The following is a 23498-nucleotide window of genomic DNA, read 5'->3' as shown; positions in this document are numbered from 1 at the left end:
CATACAGCCATCGGCAATCAACCGGGAGTCAGCGTGAGTGCAGGAACGATCAGGGTCGGTATCGGCGGCTGGAACTTCGAGCCGTGGCGCGACAACTTCTACCCCAAGGACTGGCCGCAGGCGCGTGAGCTGCAGTACGCGAGCGGCCACCTGACGGCCATCGAGATCAACAGCACCTACTACGGTGCGCAGAAGCCGGCCACCTTTGCGAAGTGGCGCACCGAGACGCCCGACGGCTTCATGTTCTCGCTCAAGGCCATCCGCTTCGCGACGCAGCGCCGCGTGCTGGCCGATGGCGCCGAATCGATCAAGCGCTTCATCGACTCGGGCATCGCCGAGCTGGGCGACAAGCTCGGCCCCATCGTCTGGCAGCTCGCGCCCACGCATCGCTTCGACGCGGCTGACCTGACGGCATTCCTGGAGCTGCTGCCGGCCAGCATCGACGGCCTGAAGCTGCGCCACGCGCTGGACGTGCGGCATGCGAGCTTCCAGTGCCCTGAGTACCTCGCGCTGGCCCGCCAGTACAAAGCCGCAACGGTGTTCACCGAATCCGACGACTACCCGCCCATCGCCGAGCCCACGGGCGACTTCGTCTACACGCGCATCATGCGCACGCACTCGGATGAGCCGCTGGGCTGCAAGCCCGAGGTCTTCCCGCAGCTCGCCGAGTCGGCACGCACCTGGGCCGAAGGCGGCGAGCCGGACGGCGTGCCGCGCATCGAACCGGCGCCAGGCAGCAACGCCGCGGCTCGCGATGTTTTCGTCTACTTCATCAGCGGCGCCAAGGAGCGCGCGCCGCACGCAGCCATGGCGCTGCGGCGGGCGTTGGGCGAGGCCGTTCCGGCCTAGGAGGCTGCGCAGCAACGCTGCATGGTCGTCGACCAACCGCAGCGCCAGCGCGAAATCGTCGGACTTGAAATGGTCGGGCAAGTACCCACGGCTCCGGGAAGGGGCAACGGGCTGGCCGACCACGCGGCGCGCCCCACAAATGGGCATTCGCGGGCACTCACGCCTGCGACAGCGCCCGACCCACGATTCGGCAATCTAACTTTGCGTGACAGCTTTGGCCTGATCGGGAAGTCAGCATCGGCAAACGCCGCAATTCCATGCATGCTGCCGCCCGCGCTTTGTCTTTGAAAACGTTTCCGGAGGATTGCATCGCGATGAACAAGGTCTGGCACAAAGGCTTGCCCTTCAGCCCCGAGGTGGCGCCCTATCTGCGGCGCATGACGCTGGTCGACGAGCATCGCGAGGCGCTGCTGCGGCTGCAGGGCGTCTGGGACAGCCTGGCACTGCTGGGCCAGATGAGCGGCACGGCCACCGACATCGGGCAGACGCGCACCGCCTTCCAGGACCTCACCACCACGCTGCTGGACAGCCTCGCGCGGCGGCTGCGTGCGCACGCGCTGGCGCGCATGGACGGCCGGGCCCGCGTGGCCATCGACATCCTCGTGCGCAACCTGTTCGAGCGCACGGCCGACGTGGGCTTCCTCGCGTCGGACGGCCCGCTGTGCGCCCACGCCGCGCTGGCCCCCGCCGACCCTGGCCACGCGGCCAGCCGCGCGGCGCTGCAGCTGCGCTTTGCGGCCTACACCGCCAAGTACTCGGTCTACGACGACGTCATCGTGCTGTCGCCCCAGGGCGAGGTGCTGGCGCGGCAGGACGAGAGCGTCGATGTGTCCGGCTGCAGCGAGCCCTGGGTGGCCGAGGCGCTGGCCTCGGATGGCCCTTATGTCGAGCGCTACGGCCCCACGACGCTGCTGGGCGGCCGCCAAGGCCTGATCTACGCCCGCGCCCTGCGCACGCCGGCCGGCGTGGTGGGCCTGCTGTGCCTGTCCTTCCGCCTGGAGGATGAGATGTCGGCCGTGTTCCGCCAATTGCTGGCCGGCCAGGACGAGCACGCGGTCATCTGCCTGCTGGATGCCGAACAGCGGGTGCTGCAGAGCTCGGACGCCTGGCAGATCCCGCCCGGCGCCCGGCTGCAGCTCAAGGGCGAACGCGTGCTGTTCGCCGGCCGCGACTACCTCTGCGCCACCGCCCGCGCCAGCGGCTACGAAGGCTATATGGGCCCACCGGGCTGGACGGCTTGCGTGCTGACACCGCTGGATTGGGCCTTCGAGGCCGAGGACGACCCGGCCTTGAGCGAGGAGCTGCGCCGGCTGGGCGAGGCCATCGACACCCGCCAGCTGTTCGACGCCGAGCTGCAGGGCATCCCGCTGGAGGCGCGGCGCATCCAGCGCAACTTGTCGCGCACGCTGTGGAACGGCAAGCTGCGCAGCCATGCCCGCCCCAGCACGGGCACCAGCGCCGGTCAGAACGGCGCCGGCTTCGCAACGACGCTGCTCAACGAGGTGCAGCGCACCGGCGGGCAGTTGCGCGAGGTGTTCGAGCAGGCCATCGCCAAGCTGCAGAACTCCGCACTGGCAGCGGTGTTCGACGGCGCCCTCTTCCAGGCGCGGCTGGCCATCGACATCATGGACCGCAACCTCTACGAGCGCGCCAACGACTGCCGCTGGTGGGCGCTGGACGTGCGCCTGCAGCGCGCCCTCGCTGCCCAGGGCACGCCCCAGGCGCAGGCCGCCGCGGCCGAGGCGCAGCAGGTGCTGCAACACATCAACGGCCTGTACACCGTCTACTCGCTGCTGCTGGTGTTCGACCTGCAGGGCCACGTGATGGCCGTGTCCGACCCGGCGCAGGCCGCCCAGGTCGGCCAGCGCCTGGATGCGCCCTGGGTCGGCGCGGCGCTGGGCCTGCGCGACGCGGAGCGCCATGTCGTCTCCCGCCACGAGGCCAGCCCGCTCTACGGCGCCTCGGGCCAACCCACCTACGTCTACGCCACCTCGCTGCAACACGGCGGCCAGGTGGTCGGCGGCATCGCCATCGTGTTCGACGGCGAACCCCAGTTCGCGGCCATGCTGAAGGACTCGCTGCCCGCGGCCGCCGGTGAGGGCGCACAGGCGCCGGCGGCCCTCTTCGTCACACGGGACGGCCGCGTCGTCGCCAGTTCGGACCCTCGTTGGCCGGCCGGCGCGCCAGCACCGCTGTCGCCCGCCGCGCTGGCCAGCCTGGCGGGCATGGCCGGGGGCCAAGCGCTGCGCTGCGAGCTTGATATCGAAGGTATGGTCTACGCGGCCGGCATCGCCATGTCCCAGGGCTACCGCGAGTACAAGCAGGGCCAGGCGCCATCCAGCGAGGACGTGGCCTCCGTGCTGCTGCAGCCGCTGGGGCCGCGCATGCCGACACAAGCCGGCGCAGCTGACACCGGCTTCGTGCCGCCGCCTGCACAAGCCAGCGAGCAGAGCCTGGACATCGCGGCCTTCAGCGTGGCCGGCGAATGGCTAGGCCTGCCTGCAGCGCTGCTCGTGGAGGCCCTGGAACACCCGCGCCTGACCGCCCTGCCCAACGCGCCGCGCGCGCTGGTGGGCATGCTGCAGCACGAAGGCCGCATGGTGCCGGTGCTGGACCTGAGCCTGGCCCTGTACGGCCGCGCGGCCGACGCGCACGAGGCGCCGGTCCTCATCTGCCGCAACGAGGCCGGGCAGAGCCTGGCGCTGCGCGTGGAGGAACTGGGCCCCGTGTTCAGCATCGCGACCGGCCAGGCCCTGCCCAGCCCGGGCAACCGCGCCCGCCTCGTGCGCGGCGCAGACTCGTCGCCCCACCGCATGCTCACGCTGCTGACCGCCCAGGACTTGTGGGCCCACATCGGCATGAACGTCGAGCCGGCCCAGGCCGCCTTGCCAGCACCCTGAGCGCGCGGCTGGCTACTCCGCGACTCCTATGATTCCCTGATGCCCTTGTCCGACACCGTCGTCACGCTGCCGCCCACCGGCGATGCCCTGCTGAACCTGCGCCCCCTGGGCGCTGCTGCCGACGAGTGGGTGGCTGTGGAAATGCCGGTCGCGCTGACCGTCAACGACGTCTCGCAGGCCGTCATGCTCGCCACGCCGGCCGACCTCGAGGACTTCGCCCTGGGCTTTGCGCTCAGCGAGGGCTGGATCACGTCGCGGCACGAATTGCTGGACGTGGAGGTGCTGACCCAGCCCGATGGCATGGAGCTGGCGCTGCGCGTGACGGCCGCGCGCGAGCAGCACCTGAAGGTGCGCCGCCGGCTGCTGGCCGGCCGCACGGGCTGCGGCCTGTGCGGGCTGGAAAGCCTGGCCCAGGTTGGCGCCGTGCAGCCCGCACCGGTGCAGGCGCCTGAGATGGCCCAGGGCGCTCTGGACCGTGCCCTGGCCGGCCTGCATGCGGCCCAGGTGTTGAACGCACGCTGCGGCGGCCTGCATGGTGCGGCCTGGTGCAGCCCCAGCGGCGAGCTGCTGCTGGCGCGTGAAGACATCGGCCGCCACAACGCGTTGGACAAGCTCGCCGGCGCCCTCGCCCGCACTGATGCCGACACCCGCAAGGGCTTCGTGCTGATGTCCAGCCGCGCCAGCTTCGAGCTCGTGCACAAGACGGCCATGGCCGGCGCGGGCCTGCTGGCCTGCATGTCTGCGCCCAGCAGCCTGGCCATCTCGACCGCGCGCGACCTGGGCCTGCAGCTCTGGGCTTTTGTGCGCGAAGGCCGGGCGACGCGCTACGCCTGAGGCCCCGACAGCTCCGCAGCGCCCGACTGCGCCTCGCCTTCACCCTCGCCGGCACGGTAGCAATACGTGACAACGCGATCGCGCCCTGCCCGCTTGGCTTCGTACAGCGCGGCATCGGCCTCGGCATACATGTCCTCGGGCGTCAGGTTGGACGTGGGCGAGGCCCACCAGGCCAGACCGAAGCTGGCCGTGACGATGCGCTGCGGCGCGGCCTCGTGCGGCAGCGCCAACGCATGCAGGGCGGCACTGAGCTTGCCGACGAATTGCTGCGCTGTCTCGGCCGAGGCCGCCGAGAAGATGACGCCGAATTCCTCGCCGCCCAGGCGGAACAGCGCGTCGGTCGACCGCTTGAGGCTGTCCTTGAGGGTTTGGGCCAGGGCCTTCAGCACCGCGTCGCCGGCCTGGTGGCCGTAGTGGTCGTTGTAGGCCTTGAAATGGTCGACATCGAGCATGCACAGCGCCACGGCCTGGCCGCGCTGGGCGCCGGCCAGCGCGGCCAGGCAGACGTCGTTGAAATGCCGTCGGTTGAACGCACCGGTGAGCGCGTCGAGGATGGCCAGGTCGCGCAGTTGGCGATTCGCGGCCTCCAGCGCGCGGGCGTCGTCCTGCAGGCGCTGCTCGTCGGCCTTGCGGCGCGAGATGTCCATGTGCGTGCCAGCCAGGCGCAGCGGCCGGCCGTCGGCGGCGCGCTCGAAGACGCTGCCATTGCTCTGCACCCAGACCCAGTGGCCATCGGCGTGGCGCATGCGGAACTCGGCCGTGTAGCGCTCGGTCTCGCCGCGGAGGTGGCGCTTCAACGGGTCATCGGCTTCGATGAGGTCGCCGGCGTGGCACAGCCGCTCCCACGTCGTCACGGTGATGGGCTCCAGCTCGGCGCGGCTGCGGCCCAGCATCTGTGCCCAGCGTTCGTTGACGATGAGGCGGCCGCTGTCCATATGCCAGTCCCAGGTACCGGCGGCCGTGCCGTCCAGCACATTGGCCATGCGCTGGCGATCCTCGGCCAGCACGGCCTCGGTGCGCTCCAGCCGCCTTCGCACGACGAGGCTGCGGGCCACAGCCAGCGCGACGAGCAGCGTGGCCAGGCTGCCCGCAGCCAGGGCCAGCAGCGGCGAACGATCAACGTCGGCGTCGAGAACGCCGGGCCGGGGTCGGAGCACGAGCTGCCAGGGCCGGCCACCGACGTCGACGCTGAGCGCCGTGTCGCGCTCGGCGAAACGGAAGGGCTCGCTGCCCGGTGAGGAGTAGATGAGGCGATGCTTTTCCTGCTGGTCGAAGACGAAGACGTCCAGGCCATTGGCATCCGCCCGCAGTGCCGCCTCGGCCATCAACGCGGGCAGTTCGACGACGCCAGCCAGGAAGCCCTTCAGCTCGCGGCGGCGCGCCTCGGTGCTCACCGGCCGCGATGAACGGTAGACCGGCGCCGACACGGCAAAGCCGCTGAGGGCCGTGCCCGGCTGGCCACGGCGGATCAGAGAAAAGACCTCCGACGCGATGGGCACGCCCGCGTCGCGCGCAAGCAGCTTGGAGCGCATGCGGCGCGGGTCGAAGGCCATGTCGACACCCACGGCCGCGCCGTTCTCCGGCCAGGAGTAGCGCACCGGCACATGGACCTCACGCTCGCGAACGGCCATGAACCCCTCGCCCTGGTAGTCGGGCGTCGGCTCGACGACGCGGTAGCCCGGCTGCTCCAGTGCCGCCTGCTTCTCGAACTCCGCCAGCTGTTCATGCGGCACGACGGGTTGCCATTCCAGCAGGGTCAGGGCCGACGAGTCGCTGATCAGGCCGACGCCGTAGCGGGTGAACTGCTCGTGCGTCAGCTCGGCCTGGGCCGACAGCATCTGGCTGGCCGCCTGGAGCGCCTCCACCACGCGCACCATCTGCAGGTCGAAGGCGCCGACGACGCTCTGTCCCATCGCGTTCAGCTGCTCGCGCTCCTGGGCCGCGGCCTTCAGCGACAAGAACCGGTAGGCACCCAGGCTGCCGGCCAGGCCCACCACCAGCACGAGCACCACCAGCGCCGCGTCCACGAACGACGGCCAGAGTCCGCGGTTCTGCCGGGTGGTCATGGCCGCGCCTCGAGAGTCGCCACGAGGCGCTCGTAGAACTGGGCCTGCTGACGCAGGAAATGAGTGGGGTCCGGGATCTCGCGGATGCGGGTCGAAGCGCCCAAAGCCTCGGTGCCGGCGCGCCATTCGGGGTCGGCGGCAACCTTGTCGAGCAGGGCCCGCCAGCGTTCGACGGTTTGTGTCGGCATGCCCGCCGGCCCCAGCAACGCCGACCAGCCCTGCAACTGCTGCATGTCGCGCAGGCCAAGTTCGGCGGCGTTCTGCAGGCGCGGCAGCGACCGCAACCGCCCCTGCGCCGTCGTCATCAGGCCGCGCAAGGCGCCCGACTGCACGGCCGGCACGATGCTGCGCGCGTTGTTGCAGCTGAAGTCCACCTCGCCCTGGAGCAAGGCCTGCGTCGCCTGCGAGCCCTGGCCGAAATGCAGCGGCTTGGCCGCATCGTCCGGCAGCCCGCTGAGTACGAGGAGATAGCGCACCGCCAGGTTCTGTAGGGTGCCGGCACCCGCTGTGCTGTAGCGCAGCTGACCGGGCGTCGCGGCAATGGCGGCGAGCAGCTCACGCATGGACATGATGGGCGTACCGCTGCGAACGGCGCAAATGAGCGGCGCCTGGTCGAGCACGGCGAGCACGGTGAAATCGCTCACGGGCACGGTCGTGCGCGGCGACAGCGCCGGCAGGATGGCCACGTTGCCGACACGCGCCAGCAGCAGCGTGTGACCGTCCGGCTCGGCCTGCTTCACGGCGCGGGCCGCCGCGGCGCCCGACTCGGCCGTCAGATGGGTGGTTTCAAAGGTGGGGCCACCGCGAACCCGCATGGCGCTCTGCACGAAATTACGCGCCGAGCCGTCAGCCTCGCCACCGGCCAGGAAAGGCACGAACAGTCTGACGGGACCCGCCCCCGGCAACGGCGCTTCAGCCAATTGACTCGCGGCCACGGCACAGCCGGCGAACAGGCCGCCAGCGAGCGTCAGCAGAGCGCCCCAACGACGCCTGAATTGTTTTATTGCCATCACCACCACGAATCGATCATAAATAATCGAAACGAAGTCCGAATTGGCGAATCTGAAATCAGATCTGCCAATTCGTGACGAATCGCCCGGAAGCACAGCCTTGTTCGGGCAAAAGAAAAGCCCGTCACAAGGACGGGCTTTGATGTGTTTGGAGGAGACGGAGTCCGCCGGAATCGAACTTCATGGCGTCTCAGGTCGCGTCATCACGCTTGACCGCTCCAGATTCCCCTATGAGGCGTTGCATCCTGACGGATCACCACATATCATCCAATCGCAAATTGCTTGATGGGTGGATAGATGGGCTTAGATATCTCCACCCAGATAAGCGCTCCGCCACTCCAGCGCCGCTCATTTATGCCCAAAAAGGCCCCAGAACTCGGCTCACTGGCCGTCAGCAGGCTCACGAAGCCGGGGCTGCACTTCGTCGGCGGTGTCGCCGGCTTGGCGCTCCAGGTCTTGGAGAGTGGCGGCCGCAGTTGGATCTTGCGGGCCACCGTCGGCAACAAGCGCCGCGATATGGGCCTCGGCGGCTATCCCGATGTCACCCTTGCCAAGGCGCGCGAGGCTGCGGCTGAAGCTCGGGCAAAGATCAGACAAGGCGTCGACCCTATCCAGGAAGGCCAGGCCGCCCGGGAGATCCTGAAGATGAGTCAGGCCAGCGCCGTTCCGTTCAAGCGGGCCGCCGTCGCCTACATCGAGGCCCACGAGTTGGGCTGGAGAAACGCCAAGCACGCCCAGCAGTGGCGCAACACCCTGGAGACCCACGCCTACCCGCACATCGGTGAGACGCTGGTCAGCGACATCGAACTGCCGCAGATCCTGAAGGTGCTGGAGCCAATCTGGCGCAGCAAGACCGAAACGGCGACCCGTGTTCGCGGCCGGATAGAGAAGGTGCTGGATTGGGCAACGACCCGCGGCTATCGCAAGGGCCTGAACCCGGCACGGTGGCGGGGCCACCTCGACAACCTCCTGCCGGCGCCCAACAAGATCGCCAAGGAAGAGCATCACCCCGCCCTGCCCATCGGCGAGGCCGGCGGCTTCATGGCCAAGCTGCGCACGCACACTGGCATGGGTGCTCGCGCACTGGCGTTCGGCATATTGACTGCCGCCCGGTCTGGCGAAGTGCGTGGCGCACGGTGGTCAGAGTTCGACCTTGATGAGCGCGTCTGGACCGTGCCAGGCGACAGGATGAAGGCGGGCCGGGAGCATCGCGTCCCGTTGTCCGACGCCGCCCTGGCTCTACTGAACCAGATTCGCGCGGGTCTCGACCTGCCTGATGGTGACGAGCCGCCGGCCGATGGCCTGGTGTTCGTGGCGCCGCGTGGCGGCATCCTTTCCGATGGCACCCTCAATGCGGTGATCCGCCGCATGGGCCTGGATGTCGTCCAGCATGGCTTTCGCTCGACGTTCCGCGACTGGGCGTCCGAGCGCACCAACTACCCCAACGAGGTCGCCGAGATGGCCCTCGCCCACACCATCCCCAGCAAGGTCGAAGCGGCCTACCGCCGTGGCGATCTGTTCGAGAAGCGTCGCCGCCTGATGGCCGACTGGGCCGACTTTCTGGCCAGGGTCGAGAAGCCCGCCCAGGTGATCCAGCTGAAAACCGCCAAGCGCTGAACTTGGCCCTGCGCACGCTCAAGCGACTCGCTTCCGCACGCGGAGCGCAGCTTTGGAGGCGGCGATAGCGCCAGCAGCGCGCTTGCTCACTAGGCCGACGAGTGGCAGCTCACGCTGGCCGGATTGAAGTCGCGCCCGTTCGAGGTTCAGAGTTAGCAGTCTGCGTACGACCTCCTCGTCAGACATTTCGGGCTCGTAGTCAGTCCACCCGTATGCCGCAGCAACAGCTGCGTCCAGCTCCTGGTGCGCCCGCGACAGCCAAGCTGGGCGTTGGTTGTAGAGAGCGGTCAGCGTCAACTTGCTGAGTTCCATTTCAAATCCGGGCCGCGAAGAAATCCGATCTGCGTACATCGCTCCGTCGACGCCAAGGGGAACAACCTCTGGAAGCCTTTCGCACCATTCGGGCGGATTGCACCAGCGGTCTCTGCGATCCACAAGCTGTCTGGCCGCCTTCGCAATTGCGCTCGCATGTGCGCGTTTCAGCTTCTCCAAATCGGCCGGGATCACACTGCCATCGGACAGCACCTCGGTCTTTTGGTGTGCCGTTTCGGCGGGCGTGAAGCCCGTCGGAAACGGAAAGGTTTCGAAGCAGGTCGTAGGCGTATAGCGCGGCCGATCCTCCAAAGACGAGCCCAGCCGCAAGGACCACACCTCGTGGAACCGGCTGTGAAGGACGCCAAACGTCGCGTCGTCAGACCTTGCGATGACGACAACTTGCGTATCGGGCAACGTCGCTTGATTGAGCCATGTCAATACCCGGTGCTTGGCCACGCGCGGCGTAGCGATGTACCGAGGACACCGCGCGAGAGCCGTGCGCATGGCGGTCCGAGGCTCAGCGTGCAGCCACCAAAGCCTTCGGTATTGTTCTCGTGCATTGCCTTGACGCTCCGCTCTTACCAGACGGGAAATGTGTTCAAAGGGGGCCTCAAACATTGACGCGTCTGCTTCGTTCATCGCGGTCCCAAAGTCGACGATCCACTTGTTGCTGCATCGTCGCGTAAGGTCCAGCCCGTTCGCCCACGGCTTTACAACTGCATAGTTCCCTACGCCATGAGGGTTCGGGCTGAGCAACCAAGAGACAGCGGTTTCACGCGGAATCTCGAAGGAGCCGACCTTACTCGTACCCTGAAAGCTGACGCCGAGGTTTTCGAAGAGTGGCCTAGCGTTGGTTAAGTCGGTTGCGGAAGCGCAGACCTCTCCGGTGAGGTCTGCAGCAATGCGAAAGACAGCGGCACCATCGAGGCAGGAAGACTGCTCTGCTGATCCGAAAGCAAGGATCGATACGCGTACCGCTGCGCCCTCATTGACCCAGGGCTCACTACTCCAAGCCTCAAAGATGCGTGTCTCCCGTGCGATTGCATCGAGAACGTCCCGATTGCGACCGCTGCGGATGGAGTTGGTTGCCACCAAGCCGGCTCGTTCAAGGCGCTGGATTTTCATTAATTCCCGCGCCTTGTCGAACCAGTAGCACACAAGATCGGCTCCACCCGGGACGCGCCCTTTGTAGGCGCCACGAAGTGCCTCCGTATAACAAGACCCCAACTCAGACCGCATCTTCTTGTCCCCGACGAAAGGCGGGTTCCCAACGACGACATCCGCCTGAGGCCACTGGGCCTCTTCGCCATCCTCGTCCAACAAGGCGTCGCGACGCTGGATTTGATCTAACGGCTTCAAGACCGGTCTTTCATCAGGCTCCAGGCCGTTGTCACGCAGCCACTGCAGCTCGCCAATCCAGATGGTTACCTTCGCCAGCTCCGCGGCAAACTCGTTCTTCTCGATTCCCAGGACGTTTTGAGGTCCGGTCACGGGGATTTGTCGCTGCAGTCCAATCCTCTCGACTTCAAGGTTTGCCTGCAGTTCGATGTCCTTCAGCGTGCGAAGTGCTAAATAAAGGAAGTTGCCACTGCCGCAGGCAGGATCTAGCACGCGATAGTTCTTAAGTCGTTCCAGGAAGGTCGAGAAGAGCGTTTGGGCCTTGTTGGCCGCGCGGCTAGCCTGTGACCGCAACGCCGCATAACGTCGGTGTAGATCCGGGTTCTTGCTTGGTACCCCGCTAGCTCGCACATTCAGATAGTCGCGGGAACTCAGCAGCCCGGAGATCTCATCCCTCACTGCTGCCCACTCCGCAAGCAATGGCTGGCGCAGAACGGGATCGATCAGCTTTTCGATGGTCGCAGGATCGGTGAAATGCGCTCCAACGAGTCTCTCCTTTTGAGGATCCAATCCGCGCTCGAAGAGCGTTCCAAGAATAGTTGGATCGATCGCCCGCCAGTCTGCTTCGGCCGCTTCGCCAAGCGTCTTGATCTCATCCGGCGTCAGAGCCGGCACGTCCACCGCAGCGAACAGGCCGCCATTGAACCAGGCAATCTCATCGACGCCGAAGTCGCCGCCCGTCCGCATCTGACCAAACAGCTCAGCAAGCTTCCTTCTCAGGCGCTCAGGATCTTGCCGCCGTTGCACGACCTGCCGAAACTCATTGTTTCTGAGCAAGTTGACGTCCTCGGCAAAGCAGCAGAAGACGCACTGCGTCAGAAAGTGGGCGACCTTGAAGGAATCTTCTCCGCGAAGTCGCAGCTCCTTGGCCAGCTGAGCGAATCGGGCGGCGAGATCGGTCGTCAGTTGCCTTGAAGTCTTTTCCGGCCGAAAGCGCTCAGGCTCGACAAACACCTGCCGAATCTTGGCCAAGACCTTCGGCTCGAGAAGCTGCTCATGCTGGATCTCGTGTTTGGTGCTTGGCCAGCCGGTGAAGTGCGTATGGATTTCAATGCGACGGCGGTCGCTAACGACGAGAAGCGGGGGATTCTCCAGCGGCAGCGCGTACTGCATCAGCTGCTGCAGCGCTTTGCGCAGGTCCTCTCCTGGACACTTGTATTCCCACGCGAAGCATCCGCGCTTCCAGACATCGGAATAGAGCAGGCTGCCGGCCACGCCTTGGAACCCTTGCTCGAAGCGATACCCGTCGTCTTCGCTATCGGCCGGCGACGGGACACCAAGCACTGCGCAAAGGTCATTGAAATGCGACTGAGCGCCGGCTCGTTCATTGAGCCTGTCGGCCTTCGTGCCTGGACCCCACTTCCGGACAAACTCTGCCGGCGTCATTGTCGGAGTGACGCGCTCTGCGGTCTGAACCCTCCCCATAGACCCTCCCAGGTCAGCAGCGGGGCACTGAGTTCACTCTATGCCAAGTCTAGTTTCAACCGCTTTAGGTGAAGTCAAGCGGTGGCTTCCTCAATGTTGATGATGAGTAAGGGGTCAGACGTTGCTCCGCCGGCACGGACGGTTCGGTGCCTGTCCGGGGCACCAGCGCAACTGATGGTTGCTAGCGCTGCTAGCCTGCTAAACCATCGTCAGGTTTGCGGATGCCACGCACTGATTCGGGAAGCGTTGCGCTGACGCCGCTTGCGTCATCTTGAAAAACAAATACATTATCAAAATGCCACCGACCAAACCCAAGCATGGGGGAGCAGGGCGTGGACAAGGGCGCAAGCCGCTCGCGCCAGGCGAGGACACCGTCACCGTCACGATCAGGATGACGAACGAGCAGAAGGAGAAGTTGAAGCGCCTCGGCGGCCCGGCATGGGTTAGGACTCAGGTCGACAAGGCCAAAGAACCGAATGACTAACCGTCGCCGCTGCGGTTCAGCGGTAAGGCGGCCGAACCCAGAAGGTGAGAGTTCTGGGCCGGCCTGACCACAACCCACCTAATGAAGAGGTGAACCATGGCTGAAGAAACTGTAACCCTTGAGACTCTGCGTACGTCTCTGAACCAGCTCGACTGCTCTGCGCAGAACCTGGAAATCGAGGTCGAGGCAATCTGCAGAGCTGCGCAGCTCGCGCTGCTGTCTCGCGACCCAGGAGCAGCCAAAGCGGTGCACACGATGCTCGGCGTCATCTCAGCTTCGGTGCAAACGCACGCGAATTACGTCAACGCGGAGGCGGAGACCTACAGTTGTAACTGGATCGATGAAGACCAGCGAATGATCATGCGCACACTTGCCGCCGGCCCAGTCGCTGCGGAGGTGTCCCATGGTTAAGAAAGCTGTTCGCAAGGTCTCTGCACAACCGACGGATGCTGCTGCCAAGTTGGCCGAGATGGCCGCCATAGATTTCGAGCCGCTGATGACGGGCGACCAGATTCGTGAGAGCGAAGCCGAATACAACGAGACCTGGGGCGTCAAGCGACGCATCACCATGCTCGCGTTGACGCTTTCCCGCTCCCAGCTCCTGGCGAACCATCGTGCGTCAGGCAATGAGCCAAAGGTGCTGCTCGACATGATTGACCACATCGATGAGTACCGAACGCACCTGAAGGCAGGCCTGGAGCTAGCCGAAGCAGCAAGGGTTCGACTGCTCATCGTCAGTGCTGCAGCAGCCGGCGTCGGTGATGTGTCCCATGGCTAACGCTCAACAATACGTACCCGTTGGGTCCGCCATCAGCGTTTGGATCACGCCCGCGATGGAACGCGAGTTCGTGCGTCGCGGCATGTTCCCCGAGCTGCGGCTGAATAAGGCCGAGCGCATCAACAACGGCGCCACTGGCGTCTACCGCGTCAGCCAAAGCCGCGCCGCTGAAATCTTGGCTGATGCACAGACGATGCGTGCGCGAGCGGCCGAGTTGCCCAAAGGCACCCCAAAAGCCTACAGCTCGCTGGCACGCAATCTCATGGACGCGCTGAGACTAGAGGTGCGGCGCGGCGCCTGGGACGCGCCCAGCAATGACGAGATGCGGCGGCGCATGAGTGAGTCCCCCGCTCGCTTCGAGGTAGGCGACACCTGCTTGTACTTCGTTGACGATAGCGATGAGTACGGGGAAAGGGTCAAGATTGTCGAAGGGTTTGACCTGTACAGAGTCGCTGCTGACGATGGCCATTTCATAGGAAAGCACGGGCGCATTGATTTCCGCATGGGCTATGTCGTGCTGACTGACGATGCCCGCTCCTTCTTCTGCAGTCCACACCAGTTGACGCACGACGACTGCAAGCCATCGCACCTTCAGCTCGTAGCGGGTACCTCGACAAGCCAGGCCGCTCAAGGGGCGTTTGGATGAGCGCCGGGCCGATGCTCCGCAAGCCGCTCTATGGTGGGCTGTTCGGACGGGGTGACTTCGAGATCGCCACGCAGGCGCTTGTCAGCAACGGCCTGCACGCCGTCCGATTCATGGTGATTCAGCCCCGCTCCGGGCGGGTGCTGGCCATCGGCGAGTCAAAGACCGAGGTATTGGCCGGCGCCCGCCGCGTCCTACGCGCCACCGGCGCCGCGAACGATGAGCCGGCAGGTGTGCAGACACATCTCTGGCCTGCCACCGAGCTGGCCATCGTGTCGATCCAAACCCCGTCGCGGCCCGTGGCCCGACGTCGGAGAGAAATCTTCGTGCGCTCGGGCGGCTGCTGCCACTATTGCGGCACGCCGTTGAAGCTGGACGGCGAGTGGCACATCGAGCACCAGATGCCGCGCGCGCTGGGCGGCACTGATGAGGCGGTCAACCTTGTGGCGGCGTGTGCACCCTGCAACCTCCGGAAGGGGCCTTTGTCTGCCTTGGAGTTTGTCGCCGCATAGCGACGCAAGGAGCCCATCATGCCCGGAAAGTCCAATCGCTTGGAATACACCCCCGCCGAGAGGCTGAAGTTTGTCCGAGGCGTCACATGCGAGTTCCTTGATTGCTGTGATGCTTTCAAGGGCCCGAAGGAGTTGTTGGTGGCGACTGGCGTGGCGCCGGCCCACCTCTTTCCCGGCGAGCCAGGAATGCCAGCGTCCTCGGTAGATGTCTGGCCGCGCGGTGCCCCACAGGCCGTACGTTGGCAGGTGGACGGGCGCTTGCAGATTCGGCGGAACCCGTCCGGCAAGTACACCGTCGCCCGGTACGTCTCTGAAGCCGAGGCCGAGGGCAGGCGCGCTGCCACCAAGCGCCGGACGGAACGGTATCTCGTGGATCCGTTGATTCACTCGGAGGCAAGCACAGTCGCTGCTTCGATGGTTCGGCTCAGCCGCGATGAAGCGCCCGTCACAAGGGCCGAGAAGCAGGCTCGTCTGCTGATGGAAGATTTGTGCTCGCGGCACATGTTGCCGCAGTAGCCTGTTGTGCCCCGGCTAGGCCCGCGAACCGAAGAGCGGGGCCCCTACCCGCCTGCCGGGGCTTTCTCGTAGGGTTGCATCGGGGGATGCATGGTTTCTATGGCTCGTCGCCGAGGCCGGCCGCGCCGCGTCGATAACGTGCGGCTGATTGAACTCGACGACAAGATCGCTCAGGCGGTTCACGCGCTTCATGGATGGGCCTTCCCGCTTCACCCTATGCGGGGCGCTGGCTATCCGAACGGCATCCTGGAGTGCGTCGCCGAAGGAGCCCTGCGGCAGCTTGGGCGAGGTGCTGGTGAAGAAGGTGACAGGCGACAGACGCCGTTGTCGGCCAAGCGCATCGAACAGCTGTACCGCGACTGGATCAACTTCATGTTTCGTCGGTGGCGGTCGGAGAGCGAAAGCGACTCCGGGCCGCTCGGATTCCCTCCAACGGTTTGGTCGCGATACACCAGCGATTCACGGGCCACAACACTTCCAGGCTTTCTCTCCGGCATGCCACTCTTGGAGCTGGCTGAAGGCCTTCTTTCCGGTTCGCTCCGTGCTGAGCTCGCTGCGTATTACGAGGAGCGCGTCGAACTCGGCCTGGGCTCGCGGCTTGAGCCGGCGCAGGCCTGGATCGCTGAACTGCAGCGCGGCCCGATGACGAGAAGCCTTCGAAGCGCGTTTGCCTGGCGCAGACCGCGCGGGCGACCAAAAAAGAATCGTGTTGCCTAATTAAATGGTGCGCCGTGAGGCGCAGCTCCAAAGTCGTGTTGCACCCTGTAGCAATCAGGGGCAAACGGCGGCAGGCCGTTCACTGCCTGTCTTGGAGCGACACGATGTCCACGAATCATCAAAGCGGCGAAGCCGACCTCCCCACCGCGCTGACGCAGTTTGACCAATTGCCGGATTCGGCGCACGTTCGGCTGAAGGTCGTTGCTGCACTCAACGGCATCAGCACCGCGACCGTCTGGCGCTGGGTCAAGTCTCGCCGATTGCCGGCCCCACAGAAGCTCGGCCCAAACGTCACTGCCTGGCGGGTTGGGGAGTTGCGCAAGGCCTCGGCGGACCGTGGTGCGGCGGCCTGACGCCATGACTCCCGAAAGCGGTGCTGCGCCTGCGCTCGACGCAAAGGAGTTCAGCACACTACAGGCGATTGCCGCCCTGCGTGGCTTTCAACTAATCCGCGCTGATGGCATGGGCGCACCGCCCACGTATCTGGTCAGCCGCTGGAAGCTCAAGAGAGATCTGGCTTCGTTGGCCGAGGTCCGCACGTTCCTCACCCGCGAGGGAGTTGGCCATGCGGATTGACACTGGCTGCGGTCGTGCATTTGGGATGGGCGGCGTTGCTCGCATGCCTGTGCGCTTCGTCCCTCGTGGCCGGGGTCTCCTGACGATGGACAACATCCAGGGACCGTGGCGTCCTTCTGGAACGGTGGCCGGCATCGGCGTCTTCGCGGTAGTTTGGACGACGGCGCGCCATGAGTTCTGGGCCCCCCTGCATGACTTCGAGCCTGCCGACCAGTTGCGCCTTATCGAGGCCTGTCGGCGCCTTGACCAGGCAGCGTCCGGGCTCGGAGGTCATGGGGTATGAGCGTGCGGACCATGGCGCGCGTCTGGGAAGGCAGTAGGCATGCCGGCTCTGAGTTGCTCATGCTGCTGGCCATCGCGGACTTCGCCGATGACGACGGCCGCGCATATCCGGCCGTTCAGACTCTGGCGACCAAGTGCCGAATCTTGCCGCGGGGGGCGCAGAAGCTCATAGCGGCGCTGCGCCTGTCGGGCGAACTGCAGGTCTGCCAGAACGAAGGCCCCAAAGGCACAAACCTCTACCGCATCACCTTAGCGAGCGGGGGCGTCCTCCAGGACAGGGGTGTCCAGCAGGACAGGGTGTCCGCTGGGACGCGAAGGGGTGTCCAACAGGACGCCAAACCCCTGTCCGCCAGGACGTACGAACCATCAATGAACCACCAAGAACCATCAAAGGTTGCGCGCAAGCGCGCTGCCGCGTTCGACGCCAGTGCGGTTGAACTGCCCGACTGGCTCCCTCGTCTGGTCTGGGCAGACTGGGTCGCTGATCGCCGCGAGCGTCGCAAGCCCATCAGTTCTCGCGCGGCTGAGAAGCAGCTCAAACGTCTGGCCGACCTTAGGAACGAGGGACACGATCCGGCCGCCGTGATCGGCAACTCCATCGCCAGCGGCTATCAGGGTCTATTTCCGGCCAAGAACCCCTCTCGGAACGGCAACGGGCTTCCGGTCGGACGGGCGCCGGTGCTGTCGTCCGACGAGCTGTTCACCGGGGGCACGGTATGAACTACCTCCCGAGCATCATCGGCGACCCCGACTCGCTTCCATGGTCCTGCGAGGCAGAGCAAAGCGTTCTGGGCGGCGTCCTGATCGACAACGATGCAATGGGCGTGGTCACCTCCTTCGTGACGGATGGCAGCTTCTGGCACCCTCCACATCGCGCCATTTTCGAAGCAATCCGGGGATTGATCCGTGCTGGCAAGCCTGCCGACACAGTGACGGTCTTCGACGCCCTGGAAACAGGCGGCCTGGCCGAGCACGCTGGCGGGCTCCTGTACTTGAACCAGCTCGCACAGTGCGTGCCCAGCGCCGCCAACTGCCGGCGCTACGCCGAGATCGTGGCGGACAAGGCATTGCGCCGAGACGTGCTGTATGCCATCGACAGCGCCACGGACGTTGTCCGCGACTCCATGTCCGCTGACGAAGCCCTTGACCAGCTGCAGTCGCGCTTTGCCAACCTCAAGCGTGTGCGCCCGAGCAGCGAGCCACGTCCTTTGGGCGAGCTGATGACGGAGCGGTCAGCGCACTGGGAAAGCCTCCAGACTGGCGACATCCTGCCCGGCGTCCCGACGGGGCTTGGTCCGCTTGACGAGGCGCTGGGCGGCGGCATCAAGCCCGGGAAAGTCATCGTGCTGGCAGCGCGCCCCAGCGTCGGGAAGACGTCGCTTGCTACACAAATCCTGCTGCACATTGCCGGACAAGGGCAGCGGACCCTGATGCTCAGCCAGGAGATGACGGCCGGTGAACTCACCGACCGTGCCGCGGCGCATCTTGGCTCCGTTCGCATGGATCACCTCGCCCTTGGCACGCTGCAGCAGGAGGACTGGACACGCCTCTCCGAGGTAGCGGACCGAGCCAACCAGTTGCCCGTCTTCATCGACGACCAGGGCGCTCTGACCCTCTTGGACATCAGGTTCAAGGCCCGGCAAGTGCAGCGGCGCGGCGGTTTGGGGCTCATCGTCATCGACTACCTGCAGCTGATGAGCGGTGCCGGAGAGGCCGCGAAGCGTCATCACCAGATTGAGCAGATGAGCCGCGGCATCAAGTCGCTGGCCAAGGAACTCGGCGTCTGCGTGCTGCTGCTGTCCCAGCTGAACCGTTCAAGTGAAGGCGATGAACCGGAGCTGCATCACCTAAAGGAGTCTGGCGCGATTGAAGAGGACGCTGACGTCGTCGTGCTGCTGCATCCGATGGGCAATCAGTCCGATGGATCGCTCCTGGTCCTGGCCAAGGTTGCCAAGAACCGCGGCGGCCGGCGCGGGCGGCTCGCGCTGGGGTTCGATGGACGAATCCAGCGCTGGTACCCCAGCACCGGCGACGTGACCAGGAAGTCCGGCCGTGGCCAGGCGCAGTGATGGAGCGGACGCAGGAAATGAATCGACGAGCACACCCCCCGCACCTCCGCCTCGCGGCGTTCAACGGAACAACTCTGCCAGTCGCGACGCCACCGGCGCCGCCCGCCGGTGAGGGTCTGGAGCTGGATCCGTCGCACATCGCATACGGCGAGTGCCTCGCCTTGTTCACCCTCATGAGGGGCGGCTACGCAGATGAGCCAAATGACATCGACCCGAATCGGGAGAACTAACCTATGCCAAAACTCACTTCAGCGGCTGACTTTGGCCTGCGGCCCACGCTGAGCCCGCAACGCGGAGCGGTCGGCTTCGACGACGGAGCGGTAGCTCGCGCTGTTGGCGGGCTTGGAGAGGCTATCGCCGCAGCTGGCGAAGAGTTCCGGGTTGCCGACGAGAAGAAGCAACGCGCGGCAGCAGGATTGGCGATGGTGCGTGTCAAGAACCAGTTGCATGACGTTCACGACGAGATTCAGCGTGGCATCGAGGACGGCTCGGTCGACGCTGGCAAAGCTGAATCGCTGTTGCAGGAGCGCTTGCGCCAGATCCGCAGCGAGGGTACTAAGGACCTGGCGCCGGCCATGCGCGAAAGTGTTGTGCCAGAGCTGGAGGCCACGGACGGCGGCCTGCGTCGCAGCATCTTGGGAGTCGCGGCAAGGCGCCGTCAGAACGAGGTCGGCTCAACCATCGGGCAGTTCGCAGAGGAGAAGAGCCGTGATGCGATGCGCCTCGGGCCTGGCGTCGCGGCGAGCCAGTTCTCCGGCTTCGTGGACTTCGCGGGCCCGGAGGCTGGGCTCGCGCCTGAGGCAATTCGCCAGCTGAAGCAGAACTTCACCGAGCGCACGTATCGGAGCTTCTACGAGGCGGCCGGCGTCCAGGCCCTCGACAAAGGTGACGCATCAGAGCTGCGGCGGTTGCGCGACCAGATTGCCGGCCCTGACGGCGAGCCGCTGGACCCCAACCAGCGGGCCAACCTTCTCCTCCAGTTTCACGGCTGGGAGCAGTCTCTCGGAGCGCAGAGCAAGTTCAATGTTGCGTCCCGGACCAAGGATGTCCAGGCGATGGTGCTATCCGGTACGTCGGTTCCCGAGGGTGTTGCTCCAAGTGCTGCTGAGTACGCGGCGGCCTACGGGGCGAACGGTGCTGTGATGTGGCAGCAGGAGGTCGGCAACTACCTCAAGATCAGCGGCGGCATCAGCGCCATGAGTACGGCGGACGCCGCCGAGCGTGGGCGGATGGTTGCGGAGGCCTCGCCGACGCCTGGCGTTGGCTTTGCTGGTGAGCTTTCGATGCAGCAGACGCTGCAGCAGGCGAAGCAGGCCGTTGAGAAGGCCCTCATCGCCGACCCTGCTGAGTACATGTTGAAGCAGTCGGTCAGGGTTCAGCGGGCGGGGGCGGTGCTGCAGCGCGTCCTGAGCGACCCGAGCCAGTCAGCGGAAGACAAGGTGGCCGCAACTGACTTTTACGCTCGCGTGACCTCGGCGGAGCAGCTGCGCCTCGGCGTCGACACGATCCGCGACGACAACACCGGGAACAAGCTGCGCGGTCCGAAGCTGTTGACGAACGCCCAGGCGAACCAGATTGCAGATGTGCTGTCGGATACGTCGAAGGGTGGCGCGCCCATCGTCGCGGCCCTTCAGGGGCTGGAGCAGCAATGGGGCAAGTATTGGCCGCAGATCTACGGGCAGCTGGCGCAGGACAACCGGATTCCGACGGCGGCGCTGATCATTCCCAACATGCGCAACGACGCCAGCCGGTCGCGCATGGCGCAGGTCATGACGATGAAGCCGGATGAACTGAAGGCGCTGATCGACCCCAGCGAGCCGAAGGACATCCGCGACAAGCTGTTGTCCGAGTTCAAGGGTGCTCAAGGCACGTTCACCGCTCAAGGTGCTGACGGCAATCGAACGCTGGCCAAGGTCATGGATTCCGCTGAGAGGCTGGCGATGCTGTACCGCAGCCAGGGTCAGGACGTGACCGCTGCGGCGCGGCAGGCCTACGACGAGACCATGGGCCACGCGTACACCTTCAAAGACACCTACCGAGTTCCGAAGACGGTGGATGCGTCGGCGGTGGCGCGTGGTGCGGCGACGCTTCTGGACGATGTCGTCAAGGGTGGGCAGGCCCAGGTGTTCGCCGGCCCCATGCCAACGCCGATCACTCAGGACGCGCTGCGCTCCCGCTCCATGTGGATTACGAGCAGCGACGAAACCGGCCTGCAACTTGCTATGCGCGGTGCTGACGGCGGCGTGTACGCAGTGAGCGACAGCGGCGGCAAGCCCATCACCGCGCGCTGGGCCGATCTGAACAGCCGTGCGCTCGAAGCCAAAAAGCCAGAGAACGAGCGAGCGGCGGACATCGAGGCCCTTCGTCGCCGGCAGCAGGACTTGAACCCGCGCCGCGACGGCCTCATCGAGCCGGGGAACATCAACTTGTCCAAGCGCCCGGTCGTACGGAACGAGGATGGCTCCATCAGCACGGTCCGCAGCATCGGCGTCAGCGTTGACGGTCAAGAGGTGCTGATCCCGACTGTCAGCGACGACGGCCGCATCCTGTCCGACGACGACGCCATCGCGCAGTACCGCAGCACTGGCAAGCACCTGGGCAAGTTTTCGAGCGTCCAGGCCGCGAACCTCTACGCCCAGCGTCTGCACGAAAGCCAGGCTGAGCTTCACGGGGAGCGCCGCTGATGCCGTACTACGTCAACACCGACACCGGCGTTCTTGCGAACCCCGGGGAGATTGAGCCGTCCAGTCGCCTTTCACTGCAGGCCTCTGTCGCTTCTGCGATCAACGGCAACGCCTCTTCCCTGCTCGTCGACTATGCCGAGGTTCAACAGGCCAACCAGCGCGGCCGGCGCCTGACCCAGCAGCAGGCGAATGACCTGTTCAAGGAGGCAAGGGTGAAGGCAACGGCGCCCGCAGGCGGCTACACCCAAGAGGCGGCAGACATGCTCATCAGCCGCCAACGCAACGACCAACTGCTGCGGCAGGTCGACAGCGCGACTCCTTGGTCCTGGCTCGGTTCGCCAGTTCGCGGCGGGGCGATGCTGCTGGCCGGCGTTTCCGACCCGCTGAATGTCGCTTCGGCCTTCATCCCAGTTGTGCGCGAAGCCCGCGTCGCCAGCTTGCTCGCCCGCGCCGCCTCACCGCTTGAGCGCGCTGCTGTCCGCGGCATGATCGGCGCAACCGAAGGCGCCGTAGGAGCTGCGGTCCTGGAAGCACCGACCTACGCGCTCCATCAGGAACTGGGTGACGAGTACACGCTGACCGACAGCCTCCTCAACATGGCGTTCGGTACGGCAGCCGGTGGCGGGCTACATGCGGTGACTGGTGCCGTCGGCGATGCTTTGAGAGGTGGCGGGAATCCGTATGCGCGATTCGCTGGTTTGAACCAGCAGGCCGTGCGCCAGGTGATGGACTATGAGGCCGGGCTGATGACCGATCCCAGCGGTTTCACCGCGGCTCAGCGCCGCGCTGCTGGCATAGCGGACCAGGCGCTGGAAGCGGTCCAGGCCCCTGCGGCCGTACCGCGGACCGAGCCACGCGCTCGACTGGCACAGGTTCCCGATGCGCCTTTTTCCAAGCTCTACGAGATGACGCCAGAGTCAGCGCGGGCGCGCGCGGTGGATTCTCTGCGCGAGGACATCCGTGCGGAATTGCTGTCACAGACGTCGGGGCGAGCCGAGCCGGGAGCCATCCGGCAATTGCAGGCTGACCTGGCTGTGACTGGCCAGCGCATCGCGACTCTGCAAGACCCGGCCACCTTCAAGCAACTGGCGAAGGATGCGCAGCAGGGCTGGCTGTCTCGCAAGGAAGCGGAGGCGAGTGCTCGCAAGCAAGTCGGAGAGCAGCTTGCCGACGCGCAGGCCGGTCAGCAGCGCATCGAGCAACAGATCGAGGCGAATGCAAGGGCGTCCCAGGCAGAGCAACAACTGGCGGGCCTGGATGCCAACGAGGTGCCCGCGGCCTTCGAGGCTCGAGTCGAGGCGGAGGCGCGGGGTTTCATGGCTGCGGCCGAGCTTGCCAGAGCCATCACAGGGCAGCACAGCCCGCCCGCAGCATTCACCATCGGCATGGTTTCGCCTGAGACGCGTGAGGCTGTCATGCGTGCCGCTTTGGCCGACTTCGCCCGCGGCCGTATGCCCAATGTGGATGCAACGCTTCGGACTGATCCCGCAGCGATGGGACAGCGTGCGACGGCACAGGACGTGGCAGCAGCTGCGGCTGAGCAGCGGAAGCCCGCAGCTCTCTACCTCGGCAGCAAGGGCGCCTCAGGCTCGGCTCAAGAGCGCCTGCCGGAGGCGAAGGACAGTGGGTCAGCGGGCCAAGCATCCGAAGAGCTTGTCGATGCGATGGACAGGCTTGGAACCTTGCAGAAGAAGCTGGCGGCCAATGGCATGGCGCCCCAGGCGCTGTACCGCCTGACGAACTTGCAAGTCTTTGATGACGAAATCAAGCGCGCCCGCTCCGTAGGTGAGGTGTCGCGCATCGGTGCTATCTGTGAGGTTTGA

20 protein-coding genes are annotated in these 23498 nt (G+C 65.7%); 17 read left to right on the top strand and 3 right to left on the bottom strand.

Annotation, left to right across the window (positions count from 1 at the left end; all coding sequences use genetic code 11):
* Window positions 1-33: 33 nt before the first annotated feature.
* From AC07V5_RS16455 to fdhD, 3 genes are all read left to right on the top strand, one after another.
* Entirely contained in the window at window positions 34-849 is an 816-nt protein-coding gene (locus tag AC07V5_RS16455) for a DUF72 domain-containing protein (RefSeq protein ID WP_495116749.1), read from the top strand.
* Window positions 850-1163: 314 nt separating this feature from the next.
* The gene (locus AC07V5_RS16450; RefSeq protein WP_495116748.1) at window positions 1164-3749 is read left to right on the top strand and encodes a chemotaxis protein CheW; all 2586 of its coding nucleotides are present in this window, start codon (window positions 1164-1166) and stop codon (window positions 3747-3749) included.
* Between the two features lie 39 nt (window positions 3750-3788).
* Window positions 3789-4583: a formate dehydrogenase accessory sulfurtransferase FdhD gene (gene fdhD, locus AC07V5_RS16445; RefSeq protein ID WP_495116747.1), complete on the top strand. Its 795-nt coding sequence runs from the start codon at window positions 3789-3791 to the stop codon at window positions 4581-4583.
* Here fdhD and AC07V5_RS16440 read toward each other — a convergent pair.
* Both AC07V5_RS16440 and AC07V5_RS16435 read right to left on the bottom strand, forming a co-directional pair.
* On the bottom strand, window positions 4574-6649 hold the full coding sequence (locus tag AC07V5_RS16440) for a diguanylate cyclase domain-containing protein (protein WP_495116746.1): 2076 nt from the start codon (window positions 6647-6649) through the stop codon (window positions 4574-4576). The genes fdhD and AC07V5_RS16440 overlap by 10 nt on opposite strands.
* Window positions 6646-7524 (bottom strand): tripartite tricarboxylate transporter substrate binding protein, encoded by an 879-nt coding sequence (locus AC07V5_RS16435; protein WP_495116745.1) that lies wholly within the window; start codon window positions 7522-7524, stop codon window positions 6646-6648. Before AC07V5_RS16435 ends, AC07V5_RS16440 begins: the two co-directional genes overlap by 4 nt.
* 489 nt (window positions 7525-8013) lie before the next feature.
* Between AC07V5_RS16435 and AC07V5_RS16430 the strand changes: the two genes are divergently transcribed.
* Window positions 8014-9276, top strand: coding sequence for a tyrosine-type recombinase/integrase (locus AC07V5_RS16430; RefSeq protein WP_495116744.1), 1263 nt, complete (start codon window positions 8014-8016; stop codon window positions 9274-9276).
* Window positions 9277-9294: 18 nt separating this feature from the next.
* On the opposite strand, the gene AC07V5_RS16425 is transcribed toward AC07V5_RS16430, so the two are convergent.
* Window positions 9295-12375, bottom strand: a complete 3081-nt coding sequence (locus AC07V5_RS16425) for a class I SAM-dependent DNA methyltransferase (RefSeq protein WP_495116743.1) — start codon at window positions 12373-12375, stop codon at window positions 9295-9297.
* Window positions 12376-12685: 310 nt separating this feature from the next.
* Between AC07V5_RS16425 and AC07V5_RS16420 the strand changes: the two genes are divergently transcribed.
* The 13 genes from AC07V5_RS16420 to AC07V5_RS16360 all read left to right on the top strand — a co-directional run bounded on the left by AC07V5_RS16420 (window position 12686) and on the right by AC07V5_RS16360 (window position 23498).
* Window positions 12686-12898 carry a hypothetical protein gene (locus AC07V5_RS16420; RefSeq protein WP_495116742.1) on the top strand — a complete coding sequence of 71 codons (213 nt, stop codon included), beginning with the start codon at window positions 12686-12688 and terminating at the stop codon, window positions 12896-12898.
* Window positions 12899-12994: 96 nt separating this feature from the next.
* Window positions 12995-13309: a hypothetical protein gene (locus AC07V5_RS16415; RefSeq protein ID WP_495116741.1), complete on the top strand. Its 315-nt coding sequence runs from the start codon at window positions 12995-12997 to the stop codon at window positions 13307-13309.
* Window positions 13302-13676, top strand: a complete 375-nt coding sequence (locus AC07V5_RS16410) for a hypothetical protein (RefSeq protein ID WP_495116740.1) — start codon at window positions 13302-13304, stop codon at window positions 13674-13676. Before AC07V5_RS16415 ends, AC07V5_RS16410 begins: the two co-directional genes overlap by 8 nt.
* Before the next feature lie 55 nt (window positions 13677-13731).
* Window positions 13732-14322, top strand: coding sequence for a hypothetical protein (locus AC07V5_RS16405; RefSeq protein WP_495116739.1), 591 nt, complete (start codon window positions 13732-13734; stop codon window positions 14320-14322).
* Between the two features lie 11 nt (window positions 14323-14333).
* Complete coding sequence (locus AC07V5_RS16400) at window positions 14334-14831, top strand: HNH endonuclease (protein ID WP_495116738.1); 498 nt, start codon at window positions 14334-14336, stop codon at window positions 14829-14831.
* 18 nt (window positions 14832-14849) lie between these two features.
* On the top strand, window positions 14850-15347 hold the full coding sequence (locus AC07V5_RS16395; RefSeq protein ID WP_495116737.1) for a hypothetical protein: 498 nt from the start codon (window positions 14850-14852) through the stop codon (window positions 15345-15347).
* A gap of 99 nt (window positions 15348-15446) precedes the next feature.
* Window positions 15447-16064 (top strand): hypothetical protein, encoded by a 618-nt coding sequence (locus tag AC07V5_RS16390; protein ID WP_495116736.1) that lies wholly within the window; start codon window positions 15447-15449, stop codon window positions 16062-16064.
* Window positions 16065-16168: 104 nt separating this feature from the next.
* A complete protein-coding gene (locus tag AC07V5_RS16385; protein WP_495116735.1) occupies window positions 16169-16417 on the top strand; it encodes a helix-turn-helix transcriptional regulator in 249 nt (82 codons plus the stop codon).
* 4 nt (window positions 16418-16421) lie between these two features.
* Window positions 16422-16640 (top strand): hypothetical protein, encoded by a 219-nt coding sequence (locus tag AC07V5_RS16380; RefSeq protein WP_495116734.1) that lies wholly within the window; start codon window positions 16422-16424, stop codon window positions 16638-16640.
* Between the two features lie 342 nt (window positions 16641-16982).
* Complete coding sequence (locus AC07V5_RS16375) at window positions 16983-17642, top strand: phage replication initiator YdaU family protein (RefSeq protein WP_495116733.1); 660 nt, start codon at window positions 16983-16985, stop codon at window positions 17640-17642.
* Window positions 17639-18991, top strand: a complete 1353-nt coding sequence (locus AC07V5_RS16370; RefSeq protein ID WP_495116732.1) for a replicative DNA helicase — start codon at window positions 17639-17641, stop codon at window positions 18989-18991. The genes AC07V5_RS16375 and AC07V5_RS16370 overlap by 4 nt, the downstream gene beginning before the upstream one ends.
* A 233-nt stretch (window positions 18992-19224) precedes the next feature.
* A complete protein-coding gene (locus AC07V5_RS16365) occupies window positions 19225-21675 on the top strand; it encodes a hypothetical protein (protein WP_495116731.1) in 2451 nt (816 codons plus the stop codon).
* The gene (locus AC07V5_RS16360) at window positions 21675-23498 is read left to right on the top strand and encodes a hypothetical protein (protein WP_495116730.1); all 1824 of its coding nucleotides are present in this window, start codon (window positions 21675-21677) and stop codon (window positions 23496-23498) included. Before AC07V5_RS16365 ends, AC07V5_RS16360 begins: the two co-directional genes overlap by 1 nt.

The organism is Roseateles sp. GW821-FHT02E12, assembly GCF_059421665.1.
The sequence above is the reverse complement of the archived record's forward strand: the minus strand, read 5'-3'. Positions and strand labels throughout refer to the sequence as shown.

Bases quoted from the DNA above. Each gene is read 5' to 3' on its own strand.
- AC07V5_RS16370 (WP_495116732.1), top strand. From the start codon at position 17,639: ATGAACTACCTCCCGAGCATCATCGGCGACCCCGACTCGCTTCCATGG.
- AC07V5_RS16360 (WP_495116730.1), top strand. From the start codon at position 21,675: ATGCCGTACTACGTCAACACCGACACCGGCGTTCTTGCGAACCCCGGG.
- AC07V5_RS16385 (WP_495116735.1), top strand. From the start codon at position 16,169: ATGTCCACGAATCATCAAAGCGGCGAAGCCGACCTCCCCACCGCGCTG.
- AC07V5_RS16425 (WP_495116743.1), bottom strand. From the start codon at position 12,375: ATGACGCCGGCAGAGTTTGTCCGGAAGTGGGGTCCAGGCACGAAGGCC.
- AC07V5_RS16375 (WP_495116733.1), top strand. From the start codon at position 16,983: ATGCTGCTGGCCATCGCGGACTTCGCCGATGACGACGGCCGCGCATAT.
- AC07V5_RS16430 (WP_495116744.1), top strand. From the start codon at position 8,014: ATGCCCAAAAAGGCCCCAGAACTCGGCTCACTGGCCGTCAGCAGGCTC.
- AC07V5_RS16405 (WP_495116739.1), top strand. From the start codon at position 13,732: ATGGAACGCGAGTTCGTGCGTCGCGGCATGTTCCCCGAGCTGCGGCTG.
- AC07V5_RS16390 (WP_495116736.1), top strand. From the start codon at position 15,447: ATGGCTCGTCGCCGAGGCCGGCCGCGCCGCGTCGATAACGTGCGGCTG.
- AC07V5_RS16440 (WP_495116746.1), bottom strand. From the start codon at position 6,649: ATGACCACCCGGCAGAACCGCGGACTCTGGCCGTCGTTCGTGGACGCG.
- AC07V5_RS16365 (WP_495116731.1), top strand. From the start codon at position 19,225: ATGCCAAAACTCACTTCAGCGGCTGACTTTGGCCTGCGGCCCACGCTG.
- AC07V5_RS16450 (WP_495116748.1), top strand. From the start codon at position 1,164: ATGAACAAGGTCTGGCACAAAGGCTTGCCCTTCAGCCCCGAGGTGGCG.
- AC07V5_RS16415 (WP_495116741.1), top strand. From the start codon at position 12,995: ATGGCTGAAGAAACTGTAACCCTTGAGACTCTGCGTACGTCTCTGAAC.
- fdhD (WP_495116747.1), top strand. From the start codon at position 3,789: ATGCCCTTGTCCGACACCGTCGTCACGCTGCCGCCCACCGGCGATGCC.
- AC07V5_RS16400 (WP_495116738.1), top strand. From the start codon at position 14,334: ATGCTCCGCAAGCCGCTCTATGGTGGGCTGTTCGGACGGGGTGACTTC.
- AC07V5_RS16410 (WP_495116740.1), top strand. From the start codon at position 13,302: ATGGTTAAGAAAGCTGTTCGCAAGGTCTCTGCACAACCGACGGATGCT.
- AC07V5_RS16380 (WP_495116734.1), top strand. From the start codon at position 16,422: ATGACTCCCGAAAGCGGTGCTGCGCCTGCGCTCGACGCAAAGGAGTTC.
- AC07V5_RS16395 (WP_495116737.1), top strand. From the start codon at position 14,850: ATGCCCGGAAAGTCCAATCGCTTGGAATACACCCCCGCCGAGAGGCTG.